Source organism: Mixta hanseatica, from assembly GCF_023517775.1.
GTDB lineage: Bacteria > Pseudomonadota > Gammaproteobacteria > Enterobacterales > Enterobacteriaceae > Mixta > Mixta hanseatica.
In genome coordinates, this window is the sequence record NZ_CP082904.1 from 4,079,325 (window position 1) to 4,101,721 (window position 22,397).

General features: G+C 53.1%; 15 protein-coding genes, 4 tRNA genes, 3 rRNA genes and 1 riboswitch. Of the genes, 5 read left to right on the top strand and 17 right to left on the bottom strand.

Annotated features, from left to right (window positions below; translation table 11 throughout):
• Nucleotides 1–44: 44 nt before the first annotated feature.
• Complete coding sequence (locus K6958_RS19335) at nucleotides 45–1,565, top strand: YifB family Mg chelatase-like AAA ATPase (RefSeq protein WP_249892606.1); 1,521 nt, start codon at nucleotides 45–47, stop codon at nucleotides 1,563–1,565.
• 63 nt (nucleotides 1,566–1,628) lie between these two features.
• On the opposite strand, the gene K6958_RS19340 is transcribed toward K6958_RS19335, so the two are convergent.
• Nucleotides 1,629–1,967, bottom strand: coding sequence for a MaoP family protein (locus K6958_RS19340; protein WP_103060850.1), 339 nt, complete (start codon nucleotides 1,965–1,967; stop codon nucleotides 1,629–1,631).
• A 122-nt stretch (nucleotides 1,968–2,089) separates the two neighbouring features.
• On the opposite strand from K6958_RS19340, the gene hdfR reads away from it, so the two are divergent.
• Nucleotides 2,090–2,917: an HTH-type transcriptional regulator HdfR gene (hdfR, locus tag K6958_RS19345; RefSeq protein ID WP_249892607.1), complete on the top strand. Its 828-nt coding sequence runs from the start codon at nucleotides 2,090–2,092 to the stop codon at nucleotides 2,915–2,917.
• A gap of 138 nt (nucleotides 2,918–3,055) precedes the next feature.
• Here hdfR and K6958_RS19350 read toward each other — a convergent pair.
• The 9 genes from K6958_RS19350 to btuB all read right to left on the bottom strand — a co-directional run bounded on the left by K6958_RS19350 (nucleotide 3,056) and on the right by btuB (nucleotide 11,561).
• A tRNA-Trp gene (locus K6958_RS19350) sits at nucleotides 3,056–3,131 on the bottom strand.
• Between the two features lie 8 nt (nucleotides 3,132–3,139).
• A tRNA-Asp gene (locus tag K6958_RS19355) sits at nucleotides 3,140–3,216 on the bottom strand.
• A 73-nt stretch (nucleotides 3,217–3,289) separates the two neighbouring features.
• Nucleotides 3,290–3,405: ribosomal RNA gene (gene rrf / locus K6958_RS19360) — 5S ribosomal RNA — on the bottom strand.
• 201 nt (nucleotides 3,406–3,606) lie between these two features.
• Nucleotides 3,607–6,509, bottom strand: a 23S ribosomal RNA gene (locus K6958_RS19365).
• Nucleotides 6,510–6,679: 170 nt separating this feature from the next.
• A tRNA-Ala gene (locus tag K6958_RS19370) sits at nucleotides 6,680–6,755 on the bottom strand.
• A 112-nt stretch (nucleotides 6,756–6,867) separates the two neighbouring features.
• A tRNA-Ile gene (locus K6958_RS19375) sits at nucleotides 6,868–6,944 on the bottom strand.
• A gap of 72 nt (nucleotides 6,945–7,016) precedes the next feature.
• Nucleotides 7,017–8,558: ribosomal RNA gene (locus K6958_RS19380) — 16S ribosomal RNA — on the bottom strand.
• Together the 16S, 23S and 5S rRNA genes with 4 tRNA genes alongside form the textbook arrangement of a ribosomal RNA operon.
• Before the next feature lie 326 nt (nucleotides 8,559–8,884).
• Nucleotides 8,885–9,736 (bottom strand): glutamate racemase, encoded by an 852-nt coding sequence (gene murI / locus K6958_RS19385; RefSeq protein ID WP_249892608.1) that lies wholly within the window; start codon nucleotides 9,734–9,736, stop codon nucleotides 8,885–8,887.
• A complete protein-coding gene (gene btuB / locus K6958_RS19390) occupies nucleotides 9,681–11,561 on the bottom strand; it encodes a TonB-dependent vitamin B12 receptor BtuB (RefSeq protein WP_249892609.1) in 1,881 nt (626 codons plus the stop codon). The genes murI and btuB overlap by 56 nt, the downstream gene beginning before the upstream one ends.
• A gap of 70 nt (nucleotides 11,562–11,631) precedes the next feature.
• Nucleotides 11,632–11,812, bottom strand: a riboswitch (cobalamin riboswitch).
• 121 nt (nucleotides 11,813–11,933) lie between these two features.
• Between btuB and trmA the strand changes: the two genes are divergently transcribed.
• A complete protein-coding gene (gene trmA / locus K6958_RS19395; RefSeq protein ID WP_249892610.1) occupies nucleotides 11,934–13,034 on the top strand; it encodes a tRNA (uridine(54)-C5)-methyltransferase TrmA in 1,101 nt (366 codons plus the stop codon).
• A gap of 334 nt (nucleotides 13,035–13,368) precedes the next feature.
• Here trmA and K6958_RS19400 read toward each other — a convergent pair whose 3' ends face one another.
• Both K6958_RS19400 and fabR read right to left on the bottom strand, forming a co-directional pair.
• Nucleotides 13,369–13,716: a YijD family membrane protein gene (locus K6958_RS19400; protein WP_249892611.1), complete on the bottom strand. Its 348-nt coding sequence runs from the start codon at nucleotides 13,714–13,716 to the stop codon at nucleotides 13,369–13,371.
• A gap of 17 nt (nucleotides 13,717–13,733) precedes the next feature.
• Complete coding sequence (gene fabR, locus K6958_RS19405) at nucleotides 13,734–14,375, bottom strand: HTH-type transcriptional repressor FabR (protein ID WP_085069403.1); 642 nt, start codon at nucleotides 14,373–14,375, stop codon at nucleotides 13,734–13,736.
• 193 nt (nucleotides 14,376–14,568) lie between these two features.
• On the opposite strand from fabR, the gene sthA reads away from it, so the two are divergent.
• A complete protein-coding gene (gene sthA, locus K6958_RS19410; RefSeq protein WP_249892612.1) occupies nucleotides 14,569–15,969 on the top strand; it encodes a Si-specific NAD(P)(+) transhydrogenase in 1,401 nt (466 codons plus the stop codon).
• Here the strand turns inward: sthA and oxyR are convergent.
• Nucleotides 15,952–16,869, bottom strand: a complete 918-nt coding sequence (gene oxyR / locus K6958_RS19415) for a DNA-binding transcriptional regulator OxyR (protein WP_249892613.1) — start codon at nucleotides 16,867–16,869, stop codon at nucleotides 15,952–15,954. The two genes, sthA and oxyR, sit on opposite strands and share 18 nt — an antisense overlap.
• A 140-nt stretch (nucleotides 16,870–17,009) precedes the next feature.
• Between oxyR and K6958_RS19420 the strand changes: the two genes are divergently transcribed.
• Nucleotides 17,010–17,744 carry a glutathione peroxidase gene (locus tag K6958_RS19420; protein ID WP_249892614.1) on the top strand — a complete coding sequence of 245 codons (735 nt, stop codon included), beginning with the start codon at nucleotides 17,010–17,012 and terminating at the stop codon, nucleotides 17,742–17,744.
• 120 nt (nucleotides 17,745–17,864) lie between these two features.
• Here K6958_RS19420 and argH read toward each other — a convergent pair whose 3' ends face one another.
• From argH to argC, 4 genes are all read right to left on the bottom strand, one after another.
• A complete protein-coding gene (argH, locus tag K6958_RS19425) occupies nucleotides 17,865–19,238 on the bottom strand; it encodes an argininosuccinate lyase (protein ID WP_249892615.1) in 1,374 nt (457 codons plus the stop codon).
• 89 nt (nucleotides 19,239–19,327) lie between these two features.
• Nucleotides 19,328–20,539, bottom strand: a complete 1,212-nt coding sequence (locus K6958_RS19430; protein WP_249892616.1) for an argininosuccinate synthase — start codon at nucleotides 20,537–20,539, stop codon at nucleotides 19,328–19,330.
• A 25-nt stretch (nucleotides 20,540–20,564) separates the two neighbouring features.
• Nucleotides 20,565–21,341: an acetylglutamate kinase gene (argB, locus tag K6958_RS19435; protein ID WP_249892617.1), complete on the bottom strand. Its 777-nt coding sequence runs from the start codon at nucleotides 21,339–21,341 to the stop codon at nucleotides 20,565–20,567.
• Nucleotides 21,342–21,354: 13 nt separating this feature from the next.
• On the bottom strand, nucleotides 21,355–22,359 hold the full coding sequence (gene argC, locus K6958_RS19440; protein WP_249892618.1) for an N-acetyl-gamma-glutamyl-phosphate reductase: 1,005 nt from the start codon (nucleotides 22,357–22,359) through the stop codon (nucleotides 21,355–21,357).
• Between the last annotated feature and the right edge of the window lie 38 nt (nucleotides 22,360–22,397).

Genomic DNA, 22,397 nt, shown 5'->3' on the forward strand with positions numbered 1-22,397 from the left:
TGAACCCCGCGCATACTGCCGTCGACTTGATACAAGGAGCGAGTATGTCTTTATCCCGCGTGACGACACGTGCTGCCCTGGGCGTAGAAGCGCCGCTGGTGACGGTAGAAGTGCATATCAGCAGGGGTTTGCCCGGTCTGTCTTTAGTTGGTTTACCTGAAAAAACGGTGAAGGAAGCACGTGACAGAGTACGTAGCGCCATTATTAATAGCGGCTTCACTTTCCCGGCAAAGCGCGTCACGGTCAACCTCGCCCCGGCTGATTTGCCTAAGGAGGGCGGCCGCTTCGATCTTCCCATCGCTATCGCTATCCTTGCCGCAGCAGAACAACTTCCGGGTGTAAAACTCGCTCAGTTTGAATTCCTGGGAGAGCTGGCGCTTAGCGGCGCGCTCAGAGGCGTACAGGGTGCCATCCCCGCAGCGATGGCGGCGAAAGAGGCAGGCAGAAGATTAATTTTACCCGCTGAAAATGCGGCAGATGTGGGTTTAGTGCAACAGGGGGAATCACTGGTTGCAGACAGCCTGATGGAGATCTGTGCTTTTCTTTTACAGCAGCGCTCGCTTTCCCCCGGGCAGGTAGAGGAGCCCATATGTGAAGAGAAAAACGAAGATCTACAGGATATCATCGGGCAACAGCAGGGAAAGCGCGCGCTGGAAATTGCCGCAGCCGGAGGACATAACCTGCTGCTTATTGGCCCGCCGGGAACAGGAAAAACTATGCTGGCGATGCGACTGACAGGGCTGCTGCCGCCACTCACCGATAAGGAAGCTCTGGAGTGCGCCATTATTGCCAGCATCGTAAAAAGCGGTGATGTGCATAAGCAATGGCGAAAGCGGCCATTTCGCCTCCCCCATCATAGCGCAACGCTCTATGCACTGACTGGCGGAGGAAGCATTCCACAGCCGGGCGAAATTACGCTGGCGCATAATGGGGTACTGTTTCTGGATGAACTACCCGAGTTCAATCGTAAAACCCTGGATGCTTTGCGTGAGCCATTAGAAACCGGTGAGATTACGATTTCCCGCGCCCGGGCTAAAGTGACCTGGCCGGCACGTTTTCAACTGGTTGCCGCAATGAATCCCAGCCCAACGGGACATTATCAGGGTACACATAACCGTAGCACGCCGCAGCAAACGCTGCGCTATCTCAGCCGTTTATCCGGCCCTTTTCTCGATCGCTTTGACCTTTCGTTGGAAATACCGCTGTTACCGGCAGGAATGTTAAGCCAGCCGCAAAAGAATATTGAAGGCAGCCATGAGGTACGTTTACGGGTGCTGGAGGCGCGTCAACGCCAACTGGCGCGACAAGGCAAGGTAAATGCATTAATGAGCAACGCAGAAGTGCAGCAGTGGTGTGGATTACAAAAAGGCGATGCAGAATGGCTGGAGTCGGTTTTGGTTAAGCTGGGGCTTTCCGTCAGGGCGTGGCAACGCCTGCTGAAAGTATCTCGTACGATAGCTGATTTAGCTGCGGAAGAAGTGCTTAACCGCACTCACCTGCTGGAGGCGTTAAGCTATCGCGGCATGGATCGTATGATGGCGCATTTGCATAACAGCATGGAATAGAAATGGGGCCATAGCCCCATTTCTAACATCAGATGACATCATCCTCTTGAAAGAAGATTTTGCTTAATCATCAGAATCGCTATAGTCTTCAACGCCTTCCATCTGTGGTTTACCACCAGAAAGAGTATGAAAGCGCTTTGGACGCTTGATACGCGTCATATACTTACTCCAGACGCGCTCAGCTTCAGTTTGTGGTTCACGTAAACCACGACATACTTCTATAAACTGACGCTCTTCTTCTGTCACAGGCTCGCGTCTGGACAGATCAAGCTCATTAAATGCGTAACCGTGCCTTTCGAGAAGCTGAGCTTCTTTAATTGTGAAGTCACCATGACGCGAAAACCCACGCGGGTAGTGTTTGTTATCAAAAAAACGATTATTTGTTGCGAAGCTATCCGCCATTTTACACGCTCCTAACTCTTCTATGGCCGTGCGATTTATGGCGCGGAGTATTAGTTAGGCTTGACAGAGTGTAAAACAAAACATTTAAATCATTACGACAAACAAATTTTTGGGAGTGGGCAGTGGATACGGAATTATTAAAGACCTTTCTTGAAGTGAGCAGAACGCGCCATTTTGGACGCGCAGCAGAAGCCCTCTACCTTACGCAGTCTGCAGTCAGTTTTCGCATCAGACAGCTGGAAAATCAGCTGGGCGTCAATCTTTTTACCCGTCATCGTAACAACATCCGGCTCACCGCTGCCGGCGAGCGTCTGCTCCCTTATGCGGAAAGCCTGATGAGTACCTGGATGATGGCGAAAAAGGAGGTAGCGCATACTCAGCAGCATCATGAGCTATCAATCGGCGCCAGCGCATCCCTGTGGGAAGCCTACCTTACGCCATGGCTGCAAACGCTGTATGAAAACCGTGAAAGCCTGCATCTGGAAGCTCGCGTCGCACAGCGTCATCTGTTGGTTAAACAGCTGCATGAGCGTCAGCTTGATCTATTGATTACTACCGAAGCACCAAAAATGGATGAGCTAACCAGCCAGCAGATCGGCCATATATCATTAACGCTGTTTCGCTCGCGCCAAAGCGAGAAGCGAGATAAATATGACTATATCAAGCTGGAATGGGGGGCTGATTTCCATCAGCATGAAAGTTATCTGGCCGGTGCGGATGATGTACCCGTACTGACAACGACCTCGGCACATTTAACCAGGCAGTTGTTACATACTACTGGCGCCTGTGCCTTCTTACCGGATAACTGGATACAGCTCTATCCTGATTTAACGGTTATACCTGATACGCCTGTTGCCGTCAGGCCATTGTATGCCGTTTGGCTACAAAATAGCGACCAGCAGTCGCATATCCGCCAGTTACTGAAATTTCCGGTCCTGGTACCGTCATAAGATTTTTGAAAATAAGAGATGGGGTTTTATAACAGAAGAGGGGTGAGGGGAATTTTCCGTTCATCCTGCCATTATTAAAGCGCTGGCTGGCTTACAGAAAGCAAAAAAAATCCTTTGCGTTAGCAAAGGATCTTTATCTGGCAGGGGCGGAGGGACTCGAACCCCCAACACCCGGTTTTGGAGACCGGTGCTCTACCAATTGAACTACGCCCCTAAATAGGGTGGCGGTGCGGACGGGACTCGAACCCGCGACCCCCGGCGTGACAGGCCGGTATTCTAACCGACTGAACTACCGCACCACCGAATACTGCATTACCAGCGGGGTCTCGCTGATAACCGGTGTTACCTTTTCAGGTATAACCTTAATTTGATGCCTGGCAGTTCCCTACTCTCGCATGGGGAAGCCCCACACTACCATCGGCGCTACGGCGTTTCACTTCTGAGTTCGGCATGGGGTCAGGTGGGACCACCGCGCTCTTGCCGCCAGGCAAATTCTTTGTGCACGGAACGGCTCTTTTGCGCTGCTGCTGCGTTGGCTGCTCTCGCATAACTCAGTTACATACTTCTGTATGCGCCTTCGTTATGTCTCGCTGGCCGCCTGGCTTCAGCACAAAATCTTCCGTTCCCGCAAATATCTATCCGGTGAACAAAGCTGAAAATCTCTCAACTCAAAACGCCTGTGGCGTTGTAAGGTTAAGCCTCACGGGTCATTAGTACCGGTTAGCTCAACGCATCGCTGCGCTTACACACCCGGCCTATCAACGTCGTCGTCTTCAACGTCCCTTCAGGAGACTCAGGGTCTCAGGGAAGACTCATCTCGAGGCAAGTTTCGTGCTTAGATGCTTTCAGCACTTATCTCTTCCGCACTTAGCTACCGGGCAGTGCCATTGGCATGACAACCCGAACACCAGCGGTGCGTTCACTCCGGTCCTCTCGTACTAGGAGCAACCCCTCTCAGTCTTCCAGCGCCCACGGCAGATAGGGACCGAACTGTCTCACGACGTTCTAAACCCAGCTCGCGTACCACTTTAAATGGCGAACAGCCATACCCTTGGGACCTACTTCAGCCCCAGGATGTGATGAGCCGACATCGAGGTGCCAAACACCGCCGTCGATATGAACTCTTGGGCGGTATCAGCCTGTTATCCCCGGAGTACCTTTTATCCGTTGAGCGATGGCCCTTCCATTCAGAACCACCGGATCACTATGACCTGCTTTCGCACCTGCTCGAACCGTCACTCTCGCAGTCAAGCCAGCTTATGCCATTGCACTAACCTCACGATGTCCGACCGTGATTAGCTGACCTTCGTACTCCTCCGTTACACTTTGGGAGGAGACCGCCCCAGTCAAACTACCCACCAGACACTGTCCCCACGCCGGTTCACGGCGCCAGGTTAGAACATCAAACATTAAAGGGTGGTATTTCAAGGATGGCTCCGTGCGAACTGGCGTCCGCACTTCACAGCCTCCCACCTATCCTGCACATCAAGGCTCAATGTTCAGTGTCAAGCTGTAGTAAAGGTTCACGGGGTCTTTCCGTCTTGCCGCGGGTACACTGCATCTTCACAGCGAGTTCAATTTCACTGAGTCTCGGGTGGAGACAGCCTGGCCATCATTACGCCATTCGTGCAGGTCGGAACTTACCCGACAAGGAATTTCGCTACCTTAGGACCGTTATAGTTACGGCCGCCGTTTACCGGGGCTTCGATCAGGAGCTTCTCTTGCGATAACCCCATCAATTAACCTTCCGGCACCGGGCAGGCGTCACACCGTATACGTCCACTTTCGTGTTTGCACAGTGCTGTGTTTTTAATAAACAGTTGCAGCCAGCTGGTATCTTCGACTGGCTTCGGCTCGGGGAGCAAGTCCCTCCACCTACATGCCAGCGTGCCTTCTCCCGAAGTTACGGCACCATTTTGCCTAGTTCCTTCACCCGAGTTCTCTCAAGCGCCTTGGTATTCTCTACCTGACCACCTGTGTCGGTTTGGGGTACGATTCGTTGTTACCTGATGCTTAGAGGCTTTTCCTGGAAGCAGGGCATTTGTTGCTTCAGCACCGTGGTGCCTCGTCGTCACGCCTCAGCCTTGACTTTCCGGATTTGCCTGGAAAGTCAGCCTACACGCTTAAACCGGGACAACCGTCGCCCGGCCAACATAGCCTTCTCCGTCCCCCCTTCGCAGTAACACCGAGTACGGGAATATTAACCCGTTTCCCATCGACTACGCCTTTCGGCCTCGCCTTAGGGGTCGACTCACCCTGCCCCGATTAACGTTGGACAGGAACCCTTGGTCTTCCGGCGAGCGGGCTTTTCACCCGCTTTATCGTTACTTATGTCAGCATTCGCACTTCTGATACCTCCAGCATGCCTCACAGCACACCTTCGACGGCTTACAGAACGCTCCCCTACCCAACAACACACAGTGTCGCTGCCGCAGCTTCGGTGCATGGTTTAGCCCCGTTACATCTTCCGCGCAGGCCGACTCGACCAGTGAGCTATTACGCTTTCTTTAAATGATGGCTGCTTCTAAGCCAACATCCTGGCTGTCTGGGCCTTCCCACATCGTTTCCCACTTAACCATGACTTTGGGACCTTAGCTGGCGGTCTGGGTTGTTTCCCTCTTCACGACGGACGTTAGCACCCGCCGTGTGTCTCCCGTGATAACATTCTCCGGTATTCGCAGTTTGCATCGGGTTGGTAAGCCGGGATGGCCCCCTAGCCGAAACAGTGCTCTACCCCCGGAGATGAATTCACGAGGCGCTACCTAAATAGCTTTCGGGGAGAACCAGCTATCTCCCGGTTTGATTGGCCTTTCACCCCCAGCCACAGGTCATCCGCTAATTTTTCAACATTAGTCGGTTCGGTCCTCCAGTTAGTGTTACCCAACCTTCAACCTGCCCATGGCTAGATCACCGGGTTTCGGGTCTATACCCTGCAACTTAGCGCCCGGTTAAGACTCGGTTTCCCTGCGGCTCCCCTATACGGTTAACCTTGCTACAGAATATAAGTCGCTGACCCATTATACAAAAGGTACGCAGTCACCCCATAAAGAGGCTCCCACTGCTTGTACGTACACGGTTTCAGGTTCTTTTTCACTCCCCTCGCCGGGGTTCTTTTCGCCTTTCCCTCACGGTACTGGTTCACTATCGGTCAGTCAGGAGTATTTAGCCTTGGAGGATGGTCCCCCCATATTCAGACAGGATACCACGTGTCCCGCCCTACTCATCGAGCTCACAGCACATGCATCTTCGTGTACGGGACTGTCACCCTGTACCGTGCGCCTTTCCAGACGCTTCCACTGACACACATGCTGATTCAGGCTCTGGGCTGTTCCCCGTTCGCTCGCCGCTACTCAGGGAATCTCGGTTGATTTCTTTTCCTCGGGGTACTTAGATGTTTCAGTTCCCCCGGTTCGCCTCATGTCACTATGTATTCATGACATGATAGTGCAACGGATTGCACTGGGTTTCCCCATTCGGGTATCGCCGGTTGATAGCGGTTCATATCACCTTACCGGCGCTTATCGCAGATTAGCACGCCCTTCATCGCCTCTGACTGCCAGGGCATCCACCGTGTACGCTTATTCGCTTAACCTCACAACCCACAGACGTCTTCCGACACCTGAGGTGTGAGCATTGAGAGAATCGTGAACAACATAACGTTGTTCCGTTTTCAATTTTCAGCTTGTTTCCGGATTGTTAAAGAGCAAAACTACACAGTACATTCGCAAATGCACTCTGGAGTGTTCATCAACCACAGGTTGATGGTGGAGCTAAGCGGGATCGAACCGCTGACCTCCTGCGTGCAAGGCAGGCGCTCTCCCAGCTGAGCTATAGCCCCAGATGTGTTCGTAAAACCGCCGGTTACCTTCATTCCTTTCAGAACAAGGCATGGTTTTGCGACGCATAGTCAACTATGCGAGCCGAAACCATAACGCAGTGCTGGAAGGAATTGGTAGGCCTGAGTGGACTTGAACCACCGACCTCACCCTTATCAGGGGTGCGCTCTAACCACCTGAGCTACAAGCCTGCCGGGGTTTTACTGCTCGTTACTTCTATCAGACAATCTGTGTGAGCACTTCACGGGCGGGATTCAGCATGGTAAGGAGGTGATCCAACCGCAGGTTCCCCTACGGTTACCTTGTTACGACTTCACCCCAGTCATGAATCACAAAGTGGTAAGCGCCCTCCCGAAGGTTAAGCTACCTACTTCTTTTGCAACCCACTCCCATGGTGTGACGGGCGGTGTGTACAAGGCCCGGGAACGTATTCACCGTGGCATTCTGATCCACGATTACTAGCGATTCCGACTTCACGGAGTCGAGTTGCAGACTCCGATCCGGACTACGACGCACTTTATGAGGTCCGCTTGCTCTCGCGAGGTCGCTTCTCTTTGTATGCGCCATTGTAGCACGTGTGTAGCCCTGGCCGTAAGGGCCATGATGACTTGACGTCATCCCCACCTTCCTCCGGTTTATCACCGGCAGTCTCCTTTGAGTTCCCGGCCGAACCGCTGGCAACAAAGGATAAGGGTTGCGCTCGTTGCGGGACTTAACCCAACATTTCACAACACGAGCTGACGACAGCCATGCAGCACCTGTCTCACGGTTCCCGAAGGCACTTCCGCATCTCTGCAGAATTCCGTGGATGTCAAGGCCAGGTAAGGTTCTTCGCGTTGCATCGAATTAAACCACATGCTCCACCGCTTGTGCGGGCCCCCGTCAATTCATTTGAGTTTTAACCTTGCGGCCGTACTCCCCAGGCGGTCGACTTAACGCGTTAGCTCCGGAAGCCACGAGTCAAGCTCACAGCCTCCAAGTCGACATCGTTTACGGCGTGGACTACCAGGGTATCTAATCCTGTTTGCTCCCCACGCTTTCGCACCTGAGCGTCAGTCTTCGTCCAGGGGGCCGCCTTCGCCACCGGTATTCCTCCAGATCTCTACGCATTTCACCGCTACACCTGGAATTCTACCCCCCTCTACGAGACTCTAGCCTGCCAGTTTCGAATGCAGTTCCCGGGTTGAGCCCGGGGATTTCACATCCGACTTGACAGACCGCCTGCGTGCGCTTTACGCCCAGTAATTCCGATTAACGCTTGCACCCTCCGTATTACCGCGGCTGCTGGCACGGAGTTAGCCGGTGCTTCTTCTGCGGGTAACGTCAATGAATAAGGTTATTAACCTCACTCCCTTCCTCCCCGCTGAAAGTACTTTACAACCCGAAGGCCTTCTTCATACACGCGGCATGGCTGCATCAGGCTTGCGCCCATTGTGCAATATTCCCCACTGCTGCCTCCCGTAGGAGTCTGGACCGTGTCTCAGTTCCAGTGTGGCTGGTCATCCTCTCAGACCAGCTAGGGATCGTCGCCTAGGTGAGCCGTTACCCCACCTACTAGCTAATCCCATCTGGGTTCATCCGATGGTGTGAGGCCCGAAGGTCCCCCACTTTGGTCTTGCGACGTTATGCGGTATTAGCCACCGTTTCCAGTGGTTATCCCCCTCCATCGGGCAGATCCCCAGACATTACTCACCCGTCCGCCACTCGTCAGCAGAGCAGCAAGCTGCTCTCTGTTACCGTTCGACTTGCATGTGTTAGGCCTGCCGCCAGCGTTCAATCTGAGCCATGATCAAACTCTTCAATTAAAAGTCTGATGCTCGAGAAAAACGTCGTAATGAATTACGTGTTCACTCTGAGACTTGATACTGCAATTATTTTTGCGATATCCCGTCCGTGAGTGCCCACACAGATTGTCTGATAAATTGTTAAAGAGCAGCGCCACATTCTTCAGTGGCGCGGGCTGCGTATACTACGCTTTCCCGCTGAAGAGTCAAGAGTTTATTTTCTTTTCCCTTCCTGACATGGCCGACTAAGAAGTCGTTGTTCCGTGTCAGTGGAGGCGCATTATAGGGAGTTCTTTTTGCCTGACAAGTACTAATTTCAAAAATAAATTCAGATGTTGTTTTTTTCATCAAAGTGCGAGTTTTTCCAGCTTTTCGAAACCATAACGCTGTAAAACGGGCATTAATTGTACTGTTTCCGGCGTTATTTCCATGCACAAAGCCAAATTGGCATGGGTAGAACAGGCTTTCGGCGCTTCATGTTCCAGCAGCCATACGGTACGTCGTGCAATCGCGGCGCCTGAATCAATAAGACGGGTCCCTTCAGGCAGCACTGCCTGTAGTTCTTCTGCTAATAAAGGGAAATGGGTACACCCCAGTACAACGGTATCGGGAGGCTCAGACATACGCAGCCAGGGCTGCAAAACTCGACGTACGGTTTCAAGCGGGATGGTTTGACCATGGAGTTTCATTTCCGCCAGCTCCACCAGCTCTGCTGAACCTAACATTTCCGTCTTACATTCGCTGGCGAACTGCGCCACCAGATCGCGTGTATAAGGACGACGTACCGTTGCCCGCGTAGCCAACAGCCCGACAATGCCGTTGCGGGTCAGCCTGGCGGCAGGTTTGATGGCAGGCACCACCCCAACCACCGGAAAAGCGAAACGCGCACGCAATGCAGGCAGGGAAACGGTGCTGGCGGTATTACAGGCGATAATCACCATAGATAGCGGATAACGCTTTGCTACCGCATCGACGATATCCACCACGCGGGTAACGATAAACTCCTCGCTCTTTTCCCCATAGGGAAAAGCGACGTTATCAAAAGCGTAAATGTAATGGAGGTTCGGCAGTAACTGCCGAACCTCATTATAGACAGAGAGGCCGCCCACGCCGGAATCAAACACCAGCACGGTAGGCCGTAATTCAGAAGCTGTAGATTCCGCTGAGGTAGTACTCTCTTCCTGCAGTTGGATAGCCATACGCTGTCTCGTAATCTTTATCGAACAGGTTGGCAATTCTACCACGAACCGTCAGGTGAGAGGTGATTGGGTACGACACCGCAACATCCCACAAATTGACACCGCCCATTTTTATTCGACGGGTAGGGTAACTGTTAAAATCTTGATCGTACCGTTGACCTAAATAGTGCCAGGTTAGGGACCAGTCAAACTGGTATAGTGTCCAGTCCAGCTGATATTTAACCTGCTGTTTCGCACGACGCAGCAGCACTTGATCGGTTTCGCTATCGCGCGGATCAACATAATCATATGAAACCTGATGATTGAGCGGGCCAGTAACAAACTGCGCGGTGGCCTCTACGCCTTTGATACGGGCTTTTCCAATATTGTAATAACGGAACGTCGTCGGATCGCTGCTAATCAGATTATCGACATCATTACGATACGCGGAGACACGCCAGTTCACCGGACCAGTCAATCCCTCTACGCCCCCTTCCCACTGTTTACTCTCCTCTGGATTAAGCTCACGGTTGCCATAATTTTGGCTATAAACCTGCCCCAGACTGGGAGCCTTAAACGCCGTACCGTAGGAAGCGAACAGGCGGTATCCTTCAACAAATTCCCATGCTGCAGCCGTCTGCCATGTACTGTGCCAGCCAAACTGATTGTTATCATCACCACGCAATGCGCCTTCCAGCGCCACGCTTCCTAATTGCTGCTGAGCGGTAAGGTAGATGCCAGTGTTACGCTGCTCATAGCCCTCATCCAGATAGTTAGTGCCAGGCTCAGTCGTCTCTTTTTGCCAGTCGACGCCGGCGCTTACCGTCCCGTTGCCAACCTGAAAAGTGTTGCCCCACTGCAAGTTGTATTGCTCGAGATCATCCAGCGTGCCATAAGCGCTATAGCGGCCAACATGGGGGTCATAATAATAATCTTTACTGTGACTGTAGCTGGCTATCAACTGGGTAGAATAGATACCATCCTGAAAACGCAGGCCGCCGTCCCAGGTTCGGCTATAGAGCTGACGCGTATCCTGTAATACGTCGGGAACCACTTGAAAATTGGAGTCATAAATATATGACGCATCAAAATCAGTACGATTATCAAAACCATATCCACGAATAAAACCGCTAAAGCGCTCGTCGAACTGATGTTCCAGCGAGCCATAAAGCGTTTTGCTCATAAAACCGTCACGGTCTGGTTGCGCTGGCCCGCTGCTGTTTGGAAAGCCCGCCTTAACATCATATCCTTTTGTATAGGTGTAATTGCCTGCCAGCGTTAGTTTGGTAGTCTCGCCCAGCATCTGCTGTGTTGCAGCATCATAAGATTGATATCCATTCGATCCTAAACCTGCGGTTAGCGTTGTCCCCGGCTGCTCACGTCCAGTAATAATATTGATAACGCCGCCAATAGCATCAGAACCATATACTGCCGAACGCGCGCCACGGATATATTCGATACGCTGTACCAGTGAAATCGGAATTTGGCTTAAATCAGAAGAACCACTAATACCAGCCTGATTTAGCCGAATGCCATCAATCAGAATCAGGACATGTCTGGACTCGGTGCCGCGAATAAATAGCGAGCTTTGCTGCCCCATACCGCCGCTTACGGAAGTATCGACGCCAGGCAAACGCCGCATAACATCTACCAGGCTTTTCGCCTGCCAGCGATCGATGTCTTCGCGAGTGACGACAGTTGTCGGGGCCAGCACGGAAGAAACGGGCTGGGCATAGCGGTTTGCAGTCACCGTTATTGCGTCATCTTTTGCCGCAACGGCGGATTGCGCCCAGAGGGAAATCGCCGCGATAGCCAGTGCCAACGGCGTTTTTTTCATTATGATCATCGTATTTCAAGCATCCAAAAGACACAGCAGGATGCCGCAGGCATACGGCCAATAGTACGCGATAGCCGTAAAGTGCGACGTATTGCCGGCAGGTCTTCGGGCTTGGAATCGGTTAAATGGCGAAGACTTCCCATCAAATGACAGTGTCTGCGTTATCAATCGCCACGACATTCCTTACCGCTGCGCGTCAGCCCCAGAATTTCACTGGATTCCCTATTAACTCAGCAGGAGGCCGGCTCGCGCAGTCTACAATTGAGGTTTCTGGAAGTCCAGACTTCTGGCCAGCCAGACGCGAGTCGATCACAGGACTGGACATCACCAGGTGAATCCCTACAATCGCCCGGCAAGTTTGCCATTCAATCAGGAAAAGCCATGACGCCCGAAAAACTGCCTGTCGAACAGTATGAAACCCAGCTCGCGGAGAAAACGACGCGCCTACAAAACATGATGGCACCGTTTTCTGCGCCTGCCGTTGAGGTCTATCGCTCGCCGGTCAGCCATTATCGGATGCGAGCCGAATTTCGCATCTGGCACGAGGGCGACGATCTTTATCATATTATTTTTGATCAGCAGACACGCGATCGTATCCGTGTCGATCGGTTCCCGGCCGCCAGCGAACTGATTAATCAACTTATGCCGTTGATGATCGCCGCGATCCGCGGTAACGATGCGCTACGCCGTAAACTTTTCCAAATCGATTATCTGTCGACCATGAGCGGACAGGTGGTGATATCACTGCTTTACCATCGCAAACTGGATGAGGCCTGGCAGCAGGCGGCGCAAACGCTACGTGATGGACTGCGGGCGCAGGGCTTTGATCTACAACTGATTGGCCGGGCGACAAAAACCAAAATCTGTCTTGACCGTGATTATGTCGATGAACGTCTGCCGGTGGCGGGTCGCGAAATGATTTACCGCCAGATTGAGAACAGCTTTACCCAGCCGAATGCGGCCATGAATATCCAGATGCTGGAATGGGCGCTGGATGTGACAAAAGAGTCCTCGGGCGATCTGCTTGAACTTTATTGCGGCAACGGTAACTTTTCCCTGGCGCTGGCGCGTAATTTTCGCCGCGTACTGGCAACGGAAATCGCGAAGCCCTCGGTAGCAGCGGCCCAATATAATATTGCGGCGAACCAGATCGATAATGTGCAGATTATCCGTATGGCGGCCGAAGAATTTACCCAGGCGATGAATGGCGTTCGCACCTTTAATCGACTGCAGGGCATCGAGCTTCAGGATTATCAGTGCGAAACCATTTTTGTCGATCCGCCGCGTAGCGGCCTGGATGAGGAGACGGTAAAACTGGTGCAGGGTTATCCGCAGATTCTTTATATTTCCTGTAATCCAGAAACGCTGTGCGCCAATCTGGAAACGCTCGCGCAAACGCACAGTATTACCCGTCTGGCGCTGTTCGATCAGTTCCCGTATACCCATCATATGGAATGCGGCGTATTGTTGACCCGTCGTTAAAACCGTAGCGGGACGGAGATACCGACATAGTCAGGGTCGGGGCGCAGCGAACGATCTGCACAGCGGCTGCGTTCGGCCTTACTGAGCGGATGGCGGCTGGCAGCAAGACAATTACGGTATCTTTGTGACTGGCTACGCTCATCGCCATGAATCCGGCCCTGGGATGAATTTGGGTAAACAGGCTGGCCTGGAAACCAGCCATTATCGCGATAATCGCTGCAGCTGACGCACAATAAAAGCGCCGCCGCTACTGACAAACTATGCCTGTTCATTATTTACCTCCCTGTAATTTACTTATTGCAGACAACCTTCCATGGTTGCTCGTCAAACGAATTTAACGTCTACGGCGCAGTTTGGTGCCAATCCAGAAGATCAGCGCCACCATTAACACCACCGGCAGGAAATTAGAGCCGATTTCCGGATAGTCGGCGCGCACAATCGCGCTATACAACAGGATACCTAACAGGAAAAAAGCCGCCGCCAGCGAAGGCATCCCATCCGGCATGGCGCGATTAAGATAGCGCTGGTGTAAACACCAGGCCGCGAGGCCCAGCGCAATAAGCGGGAAAATCGAAAACGGCACAAAAGAGTTGAACAACACCGAAAAAGAACCATTTATCGCCAGGCCGGTAATAAATGCCAGCAGTAACGTTCCTTTATCGCGTGGATTCTTGTCTGTCATGTCATCTCCTTTTTCATTTAATTATGATTATCAAGCGTAACGGCCATGCGTTCTTGTTCACGACGATACCAGTAGTAAGCGCCTTTAGAAATCATACGTAACTGTAAAACCAGGCGTTCTTCCAGCTTACGCCGTTGTTCCACGTCAATATCCAGCGCCTCGGCGCCTGCGTTAAAGACGATAATAACCATCGCTTCCGCCTGCGCTTCGGTAAAGCTACGCGGCATGCGATTTTCTAATTCAAGGTAATCAGCCAGTTCGGCGATAAAGTGTTGAATTTCACGGGCAACGGCGGCACGGAAGGCGGCGGAGGTGCCAGAACGTTCCCGCAGCAGCAGGCGGAACGCATTAGGATTACTGTCGATAAATTCCATAAAGGTGGCGACGGAGGTTTTAATCACGCTACCGCCTTTAGCAATACGCTGGCGCGCCTGACGCATTAGCTGCCTTAACATCAGGCCGCTTTCATCCACCATGGTCAATCCCAACTCATCGACATCGCGAAAATGGCGATAAAAGGAGGTTGGAGCAATTCCGGCTTCACGAGCAACTTCCCGCAGACTCAGGCTGGCAAAACTACGCTCGGCACTTAATTGACTGAATGCCGCTTCAATTAGCGAACGTCGTGTACGTTCTTTTTGCTGTGCTCTAACGCCCATTTTTCTGCCTGTTAGCCTGCCGAATGTTCACTATATCAAATAACTCAGCGTACAGTCCGGCAAAGTTTGTGACCGACTGTTAACCTCCTCCTTTAGCTAATTGAGGCTAAAATCACTCGAGGAATTGGGATGTCGGCGTCGGGATGTTAGAATCTCGTTGCTAAAATGTATATAAAATAAAGGAAGTGCCGGTATGCAACATGCTTACGATTACGATGTTATTGTGATTGGCTCCGGTCCGGGCGGTGAAGGCGCCGCAATGGGCCTGGTAAAACAAGGAGCCCATATCGCGGTAATTGAACGCTATCACAACATAGGCGGCGGCTGCACACATTGGGGGACGATACCGTCTAAAGCATTACGACATGCAGTAAGCCGTACCATCGAGTTTAACCAAAACCCTTTATACAGCGATCATTCCCGCCATCTCCGCTCTTCATTCGCCGATATCCTGAACCATACAGAAAACGTGATCAGTCAACAGACGCGGATGCGTCAGGGCTTTTATGAACGTAACCGCTGTGAGCTTCATCAGGGCGACGCACGTTTTATTGATATGAACACTATTGCATTAACCCGCCCTGATGGTTCCGTTGAGCGGATGACGGCAGAGAAATTCGTTATCGCCTGCGGCTCGCGTCCTTATCATCCGGTTGACGTTGATTTTACTCATCCACGCATTTATGACTCTGACTCCATCCTTAACCTTCATCACGAGCCAGGGCACGTCATTATCTATGGCGCCGGGGTAATTGGCTGTGAATACGCCTCTATTTTCCGTGGCCTGAACGTAAAAGTGGATTTGATCAATACGCGTGATCGTCTGTTGGCCTTCCTCGATCAGGAGATGTCGGATGCGCTTTCCTATCATTTCTGGAACAGCGGCGTTGTCATTCGCCATAACGAAGAGTTTGAGAAAATCGAAGGCCTTAATGACGGCGTGGTGATTCACCTGAAGTCCGGCAAAAAAGTCAAAGCGGACTGCCTGCTCTACGCCAACGGCCGCACCGGTAATACCGACTCTTTATCGCTGGAGAACGTTGGGCTGGAAGCCGACGGTCGCGGCCTGCTGAAAGTGAATAGCATGTATCAAACGGCGCAACCGCATATCTATGCCGTCGGCGATGTGATCGGTTATCCGAGCCTGGCCTCCGCCGCGTACGACCAGGGGCGCATTGCCGCTCAGGCGGTGATCAAAGGCGAAGCAACGGCACACCTGATTGAAGATATTCCAACCGGTATCTATACCATTCCGGAAATCAGCTCGGTAGGGAAAACCGAACAGCAGCTGACGGCAATGAAAGTGCCTTATGAAGTGGGCCGGGCGCAGTTTAAGCATCTGGCGCGCGCGCAGATTGTCGGGATGAACGTCGGTAGCCTGAAAATTCTGTTCCACCGCGATACCAAAGAGATTCTGGGCATTCACTGCTTTGGCGAACGCGCGGCCGAGATTATTCACATTGGCCAGGCGATCATGGAGCAAAAAAATGGTGGCAACACGATCGAGTATTTCGTGAATACCACCTTTAACTACCCCACGATGGCGGAAGCGTACCGCGTTGCCGCGCTGAACGGCTTAAACCGCCTGTTTTAACGTGGTTTCCATATAGCCCTGCATTTGGGTGCGGATAGCCTCAGCCAGTTGCTCATAGCGGCTGCGCAGAGGCGATCCTGGCCGGTAAACCAGAGCGATAGTACGCTGCGGCACCGGCTTATAGCAGGAAACATACGTAATGCCGTCGCGGGTGCGCTCCTGAGGAACCGCCAGCGCAGGCAGCAGAGTAATGCCGCTGCCTGCCGCAACCATATTGCGCAGCGTTTCAAGACTGGTGGCACGGAAGTGCGTATCTTCATCAGCGCCGGCCTGAAAACAGAAGCCCATCGCCTGATCGCGCAGGCAGTGGCCATCCTCCAGCATCAGTAACTTCTCACCTGAAAGATCGGACATCGGCACACGATCGCGATCTTTCCACGGGTGATCCTGCCAGATCGCCAGTTTCATCGGTTCGTCAAACAGCGGCACTTCGATGAACGCTTCGCTCTCTTTGACCAGTGCGATAATTGCGCAGTCGAGCTTTCCGCTATCCAGCTGGCTTAACAGCTGCTGCGTTTGCGCCTCATGCAGATACATCTCCAGCTTAGGGAAACTTTGATGCAGCTGCGGAATAATATGCGGCAGCAGATAAGGTCCGACCGTTGGGATCAGTCCGATATGCAAGGGACCAGACATTGCTTCGCCCTGCTGGCTGGCCATCTCCTTTAGCACTTTCACTTCACGCAGAACGGTGCGCGCCTGATCCACCAGCAGCATGCCCGCCTGGGTAAACAGCACCTTACGGCTGGTGCGCTCCAGCAGCATTACGCCCAGTTCATCTTCCAGCTTACGGATCTGTCCGCTTAAGGTAGGCTGGCTAACGTGACAGGCGTCGGCTGCGCGACGGAAATGGCGATGTTCCGCTAAAGAAACCAGGTATTCAAGATCACGAATATTCATTTTATCCTCCGAGCCACGATAGCCCGTGGCAATGAATAGAATAGCAATGAACGATTAGCCCTATCAAGCGGCGATGGGAATAATGCACACCAGAAGTTAATCACATCAAACGCAACGTTAATTAAGAGGTATTGATTCTTATGTTTGCAAGTCAGGAAGGTAAACGCGTCCCGCAGGTAACTTTTCATACGCGTCAGGGCGATAGCTGGGTCGATGTTACAACTGACGAGCTGTTTAAGGGCAAAACCGTTATTGTATTTTCGCTGCCGGGCGCTTTTACGCCCACCTGCTCTTCCAGCCATCTGCCGCGCTACAACGAGTTGGCCAGCGTTTTTGCCCAGCACGGCGTTGACAGCATTCTGTGCGTTTCCGTTAATGACACCTTTGTTATGAACGCCTGGAAAGCCGATCAGCATGCGGAAAACATTACCTTTATTCCAGATGGCAACGGTGATTTCACCCGTGGGATGGAGATGCTGGTAGAGAAAGCTGATTTAGGTTTTGGCCCGCGTTCATGGCGTTATTCCATGCTGGTTCGTGACGGCGTCGTTGCAAAAATGTTTGTTGAGCCGAACAAGCCGGGCGACCCGTTTGAAGTATCCGATGCCGATACGATGCTGCGTTACCTGGCGCCGGAATTTAAAGTGCAGGAATCTGTTTCGCTGTTTACCAAGCCAGGCTGTCCATTCTGCACCAAAGCGAAACAGATGTTGATCGATCGCGGCATTCAGTTTGAAGAAATCGTTCTGGGTCAGGATGCTACCACCGTTAGCCTGCGCGCGATGACCGGTCGTGCGACCGTACCGCAGGTCTTTATCGGTGGACGTCATATCGGCGGCAGCGACGATCTGGAAAAATATTTTAATCTTGTCTAAGAATCCGGGAACCGGCCCCGTTACCCTGGCCGGTTTTCAGATGTGCCTATAAAAAAAATATCTGAAGTCAGAGGTTGGCGGGCTAGTATGCCCGCCTTTTTTTTGCCGTTCGGCCTCAGGCTATTGCAGACGCTGCTTTGCTTGCGCAATGGCGTTGGCAACCTGCTGCGGCGCGACGCCGCCTTTGGCGTTACGTTTATCCAGGCAGGACTGCAGCGACAGAACAGGATAAACATCCTGTTCGATATGCGGGCTGAACTGTTGCAGCTGCGCCAGCGTCAACGCCTCCAGCGCTACGCCCTGACCGATTGCCGCCACTACCGCTTCCCCTACGATATGATGCGCCTCACGGAACGGGACGCCTTTCGCCACCAGATAATCCGCCAGTTCGGTCGCATTGGCATAGCCTTGCTCCGCCGCTTCCTGACAACGCGGGCGTTTTACCTGGATGCCATCCAGCACCAGCACCGACATGTGTAAACAGTCGAGCCAGGTATCAAGCGCATCAAACAGCCCTTCTTTGTCTTCCTGCATATCTTTGTTGTAGGCCAGCGGCAACCCTTTCAGGGTCATCATCATGCCGGTCAGCGCGCCCTGCACCCGACCGCACTTGCCGCGAATCAGCTCCAACGCATCAGGATTTTTCTTTTGCGGCATCAGCGATGAGCCAGATGTGACCCGATCGGATAACTCAACAAAGTTGGCTTCACCGGTATTAAAAAAGATCAGATCTTCAGCAAAACGCGACAGATGCACCATCCCGATCGCCGCATCGGAAAGCAGCTCCAGCGCATGATCGCGATCGGAGACGCTATCCAGGCTGTTGCGCGTGGCGCTGGCAAAGCCCAGCCATTCCGCCAGCTGCTCGCGATCGATTTCATAAGCGGTTCCCGCCAGCGCGCCGCTGCCCAGCGGGCTTACATCCAGACGCTTCAACGTATCCTGTAAACGGCTTTCATCGCGCGCCAGCATCTCAACGTAGGCCAGGCACCAATGAGCAAAGGTTACCGGCTGCGCACGTTGCAAATGCGTATAGCCCGGCATAACCGCATCCTGGTTGGCTTCGGCAGTGACGACTAACGCCTGCTGCAGTTCACGCACCGCGCTCAGCAGCAGCAAGACCTGCTCTTTGCACCAGAGCTTTAAATCGGTGGCAACCTGATCGTTACGGCTACGTCCGGTATGCAGCTTTTTGCCCAGCGCGCCCACTTTTTCAATCAGTCGGCCTTCAACCCAGCTATGGATATCCTCAGCATCACTTTGCAGGATTTGCTGCGGATTGGCGCGCACCTCTTCCAGCAACGTATTCAGCGCAACTTCCAGCTGCTGCTGCTCATCCTGAGTTAATACGTTAACGGTCACCAGTGCTTTCGACCAGGCCACAGAGCCGATAATATCCTGCTCGGCCAGGCGATAATCAAAGCGCAGCGAATCGTTGAACTGTTTAAACCGTCCATCAGCCGCCTGTGTAAACCGTCCACCCCATAGTGCCATCTTGAATGCTCCTGAAATCTGTTGCGCGCAAGGCTCAGCCTGGCTTGTTATCAGGGCGGCCTACCGCTCGCCGCCCGTTGCCATCCCGGTTATTTCTTCTCGTTCAGCGCCCGAATGCGTGAAGAGAGGGAGAACAGACGGATAAAGCCGCCCGCATGGCTGTGATCGTAAACTTCATCTTCACCGAAGGTGGCAAACTCTTCAGAATACAGGCTGTTCGCTGATTTCTTCTGAATCGCCGTCACCTGGCCTTTATACAGCTGCAGCACCACTTCGCCGTTCACTTCGGTCGCCAGCGACTCAGCGGCAGCCTGTAGCGATTTACGCAGCGGAGCGAACCAGCGTCCGTCATACACCACGTATGACATCTCCAGACCTAGCTGCTCGCGCCATTTAAAGCTATCGCGATCCAGCACCAGCTGTTCTACCGCGCGCAGCGCGTTAACCATAATGGTGCCGCCGGGGGTTTCATAGCAGCCACGTGATTTAATACCGACCAGACGGTTTTCTACGATATCGATACGGCCCACGCCATGTTTCGCGCCCAGCGCATTCAGTTTATCCAGGCACTGGAACGGGCTCAGCTGCTCGCCGTTAACCGCAACCACGCGTCCTTTCTCTACCGTTACCGTCACCTGTTCCGGCTGATCCGGCGCTTCCTGCGGATCGACAGTCCAGACCCAGCAATCTTTATTCGGTGCGTTCCACGGGCTTTCCAGCACGCCGCCTTCGGTAGAAATATGCCAGGCGTTTTCATCACGGCTGTAGATTTTTTCCAGCGAGGCGGTGGTTGGGATATCACGTGCTTTCAGGTAATCAAGCAGCGCTTCACGTGAACGCAGATTCCACTCACGCCACGGCGCGACCACTTTCAGCTGCGGCGCCAACGCGGTATAAGTGGTTTCGAAACGGACCTGGTCGTTACCTTTGCCGGTTGCACCGTGACACAGCGCATCCGCGCCCACTTTCAGCGCCAGCTCAACCTGCGCTTTAGCTATAATCGGACGCGCCATGGAGGTGCCCAGCAGGTAGCTGCCTTCATACAGCGCGCCGGTTTGCAGCACCGGATAAACGTAGTCACGGATAAACTCTTCACGCAGATCGGCAACATGACATTCTGACGCGCCGGACTGCAGCGCTTTCTTCTCTACGCCGACTAAATCTTCGCGGTCCTGGCCAATATCCGCCACAAAAGCGACCACTTCACAGCCGTAGTTCTCTTTCAGCCACGGAATAATGGCGGACGTATCCAGACCACCCGAGTAAGCCAGAACGATTTTCTTGATGCCTTGATTTTGCATGTCTTAATCCTTGAATGTTTATGCTTTATGCGTAGATCCGGGTGCCAATAGACACGCCGTTAAACAGTGAGGGCAGTTGCTCTGCATGACGCCAGCTGGCGATATCGACCGGACGGCCCAGCGTACGCGCCGCATCAAGAGCTGCATGGACTTTAACAATCATGCCGTCGGTAATAATGCCCTGCGCGATCAGCTGCTCCGCTTTCGCCGTCGTCATTTCAGCAATCCGCTGGCCTTTGCCATCAAGAATGCCGCTAACGTCAGAGAGTAAAACCAGGTCTGCGCCCAGCGTCGCCGCCAGCGCCGTGGCCGCCTGATCGGCGTTAACGTTCATTAGCTGGCCCGCTTCGGTAATGCCGATAGAGCTGATAACCGGCATATAGCCCGCCTGCAGCAGCGTATTCAGCAGCGCCGGCGAACCAGGCAGTGCATTGCCGACATGGCCCAGCTCTTCATCAAACTGAGCAACGTTCGCCATGCCGCCGTCGCCCAGGCAAAGGCCAACCGCCTGAATATGATGTTTCTTTGCCCAGGCAAGCAGGGTTTTGTTCGCCGTGCCCGCCAGCGCGCCGGTGATGATGTCGATCTGATCGGCGGGCGTCACGCGCAGGCCGTTTTTCTTTTGTACCGGCAGCGCCAGCTTTTTCATTAGTTCGTCAACCAGACAGCCGCCGCCGTGAACGATCAGCAGAGGACGCTGATGCGCTTCCCGGTACGTCACCAGTGCTGTAAACAGACGCGTCAGCGCTTCTTCGCTATCCAGCAGCACGCCGCCCAGTTTGATAATTAATGGAGTGGTCATAGTAAGTATCCGCTTAAATAAGTGACTGGGTTTCCGGGAAACCAAAACGAATATTAAGGCACTGCACCGCCTGCGAGGCCGCGCCCTTCAACAGATTATCTTCCGCCGCCACCACGATCAGATGCTCGTCCTGCACGGCGAAGCCGATATCGCAGAACGGCAGGCCAACCACCGATTTCAGCGCCGGTACGCCCTGCTCATAGATGCGTACCAGTGGTTTATCCTGATAGGCGTTGTGGAACGCTTCGGCGACATCGTCGCGGCTAACGCCCGGCTGCAGGCGACAGGTAATCGTGGCCAGAATACCGCGCGGGAAATTGCCCAAATGCGGCGTAAAAATAACCGGCACGCCAAGGTGTGCAACGATTTCAGGATGATGACGATGATTGAAAATGCCGTAAGGCTGCAGGCTGACTTCACAGAAGCTGTTATTCAGGCTGGCTTTGCGTCCGGCGCCGCTCACGCCGCTGGTGGCGTTAATCACTGGCCACTGCGCATCATTCAACAATCCCGCCTCGATTAACGGCTTTAGCGCCAGCTGCGCGGCGGTTGGATAACAGCCAGGCACCGCTATCAACTGCGCCTCTTTCACCGCATCGTGCTGCCATTCCGCCAGGCCATAAACCGCTTTTTCCAGCCACGCGCTATGCTGATGAGTAAAACCGTAGTAGCGCGTATAAAAATCCGCATCGTTAACGCGGAATGCGCCGGAGAGATCGAAGACGACGCAGCCCGCCGCCAGAAACTGTGGGGCGAGATCGTGGCTAACTTCATGGGCGGTGGCGAGGAAAACCACATCCACCTTGTCGGCCCAGAGGGAGACATCGCTCAGCGGTTCCAGCGGCAGATCCAGAATCCCTTTTAGCTGCGGATGCAAATCGGAAAGACGTTTTCCGGCATCCGGACTTTGCGCTGAAACCGCTAAAGCGGTTATGTTCATATGCGGATGACGATTCAGGAAGGTCGCCAGCTCAACGCCAGCATAACCACTGGCACCTACAATCAGCGTATTCAACATCAGGCTGTATACCTTTTACAGTCATTCAGATCCGGTGT

Bases quoted from the DNA above. Each gene is read 5' to 3' on its own strand.
- murI (WP_249892608.1), bottom strand. From the start codon at position 9,736: ATGGCTATCCAACTGCAGGAAGAGAGTACTACCTCAGCGGAATCTACA.
- sthA (WP_249892612.1), top strand. From the start codon at position 14,569: ATGCAACATGCTTACGATTACGATGTTATTGTGATTGGCTCCGGTCCG.
- oxyR (WP_249892613.1), bottom strand. From the start codon at position 16,869: ATGAATATTCGTGATCTTGAATACCTGGTTTCTTTAGCGGAACATCGC.
- K6958_RS19335 (WP_249892606.1), top strand. From the start codon at position 45: ATGTCTTTATCCCGCGTGACGACACGTGCTGCCCTGGGCGTAGAAGCG.
- K6958_RS19400 (WP_249892611.1), bottom strand. From the start codon at position 13,716: ATGACAGACAAGAATCCACGCGATAAAGGAACGTTACTGCTGGCATTT.
- fabR (WP_085069403.1), bottom strand. From the start codon at position 14,375: ATGGGCGTTAGAGCACAGCAAAAAGAACGTACACGACGTTCGCTAATT.
- trmA (WP_249892610.1), top strand. From the start codon at position 11,934: ATGACGCCCGAAAAACTGCCTGTCGAACAGTATGAAACCCAGCTCGCG.
- K6958_RS19430 (WP_249892616.1), bottom strand. From the start codon at position 20,539: ATGCAAAATCAAGGCATCAAGAAAATCGTTCTGGCTTACTCGGGTGGT.
- btuB (WP_249892609.1), bottom strand. From the start codon at position 11,561: ATGATCATAATGAAAAAAACGCCGTTGGCACTGGCTATCGCGGCGATT.
- argC (WP_249892618.1), bottom strand. From the start codon at position 22,359: ATGTTGAATACGCTGATTGTAGGTGCCAGTGGTTATGCTGGCGTTGAG.
- K6958_RS19340 (WP_103060850.1), bottom strand. From the start codon at position 1,967: ATGGCGGATAGCTTCGCAACAAATAATCGTTTTTTTGATAACAAACAC.
- argB (WP_249892617.1), bottom strand. From the start codon at position 21,341: ATGACCACTCCATTAATTATCAAACTGGGCGGCGTGCTGCTGGATAGC.
- argH (WP_249892615.1), bottom strand. From the start codon at position 19,238: ATGGCACTATGGGGTGGACGGTTTACACAGGCGGCTGATGGACGGTTT.
- K6958_RS19420 (WP_249892614.1), top strand. From the start codon at position 17,010: ATGTTTGCAAGTCAGGAAGGTAAACGCGTCCCGCAGGTAACTTTTCAT.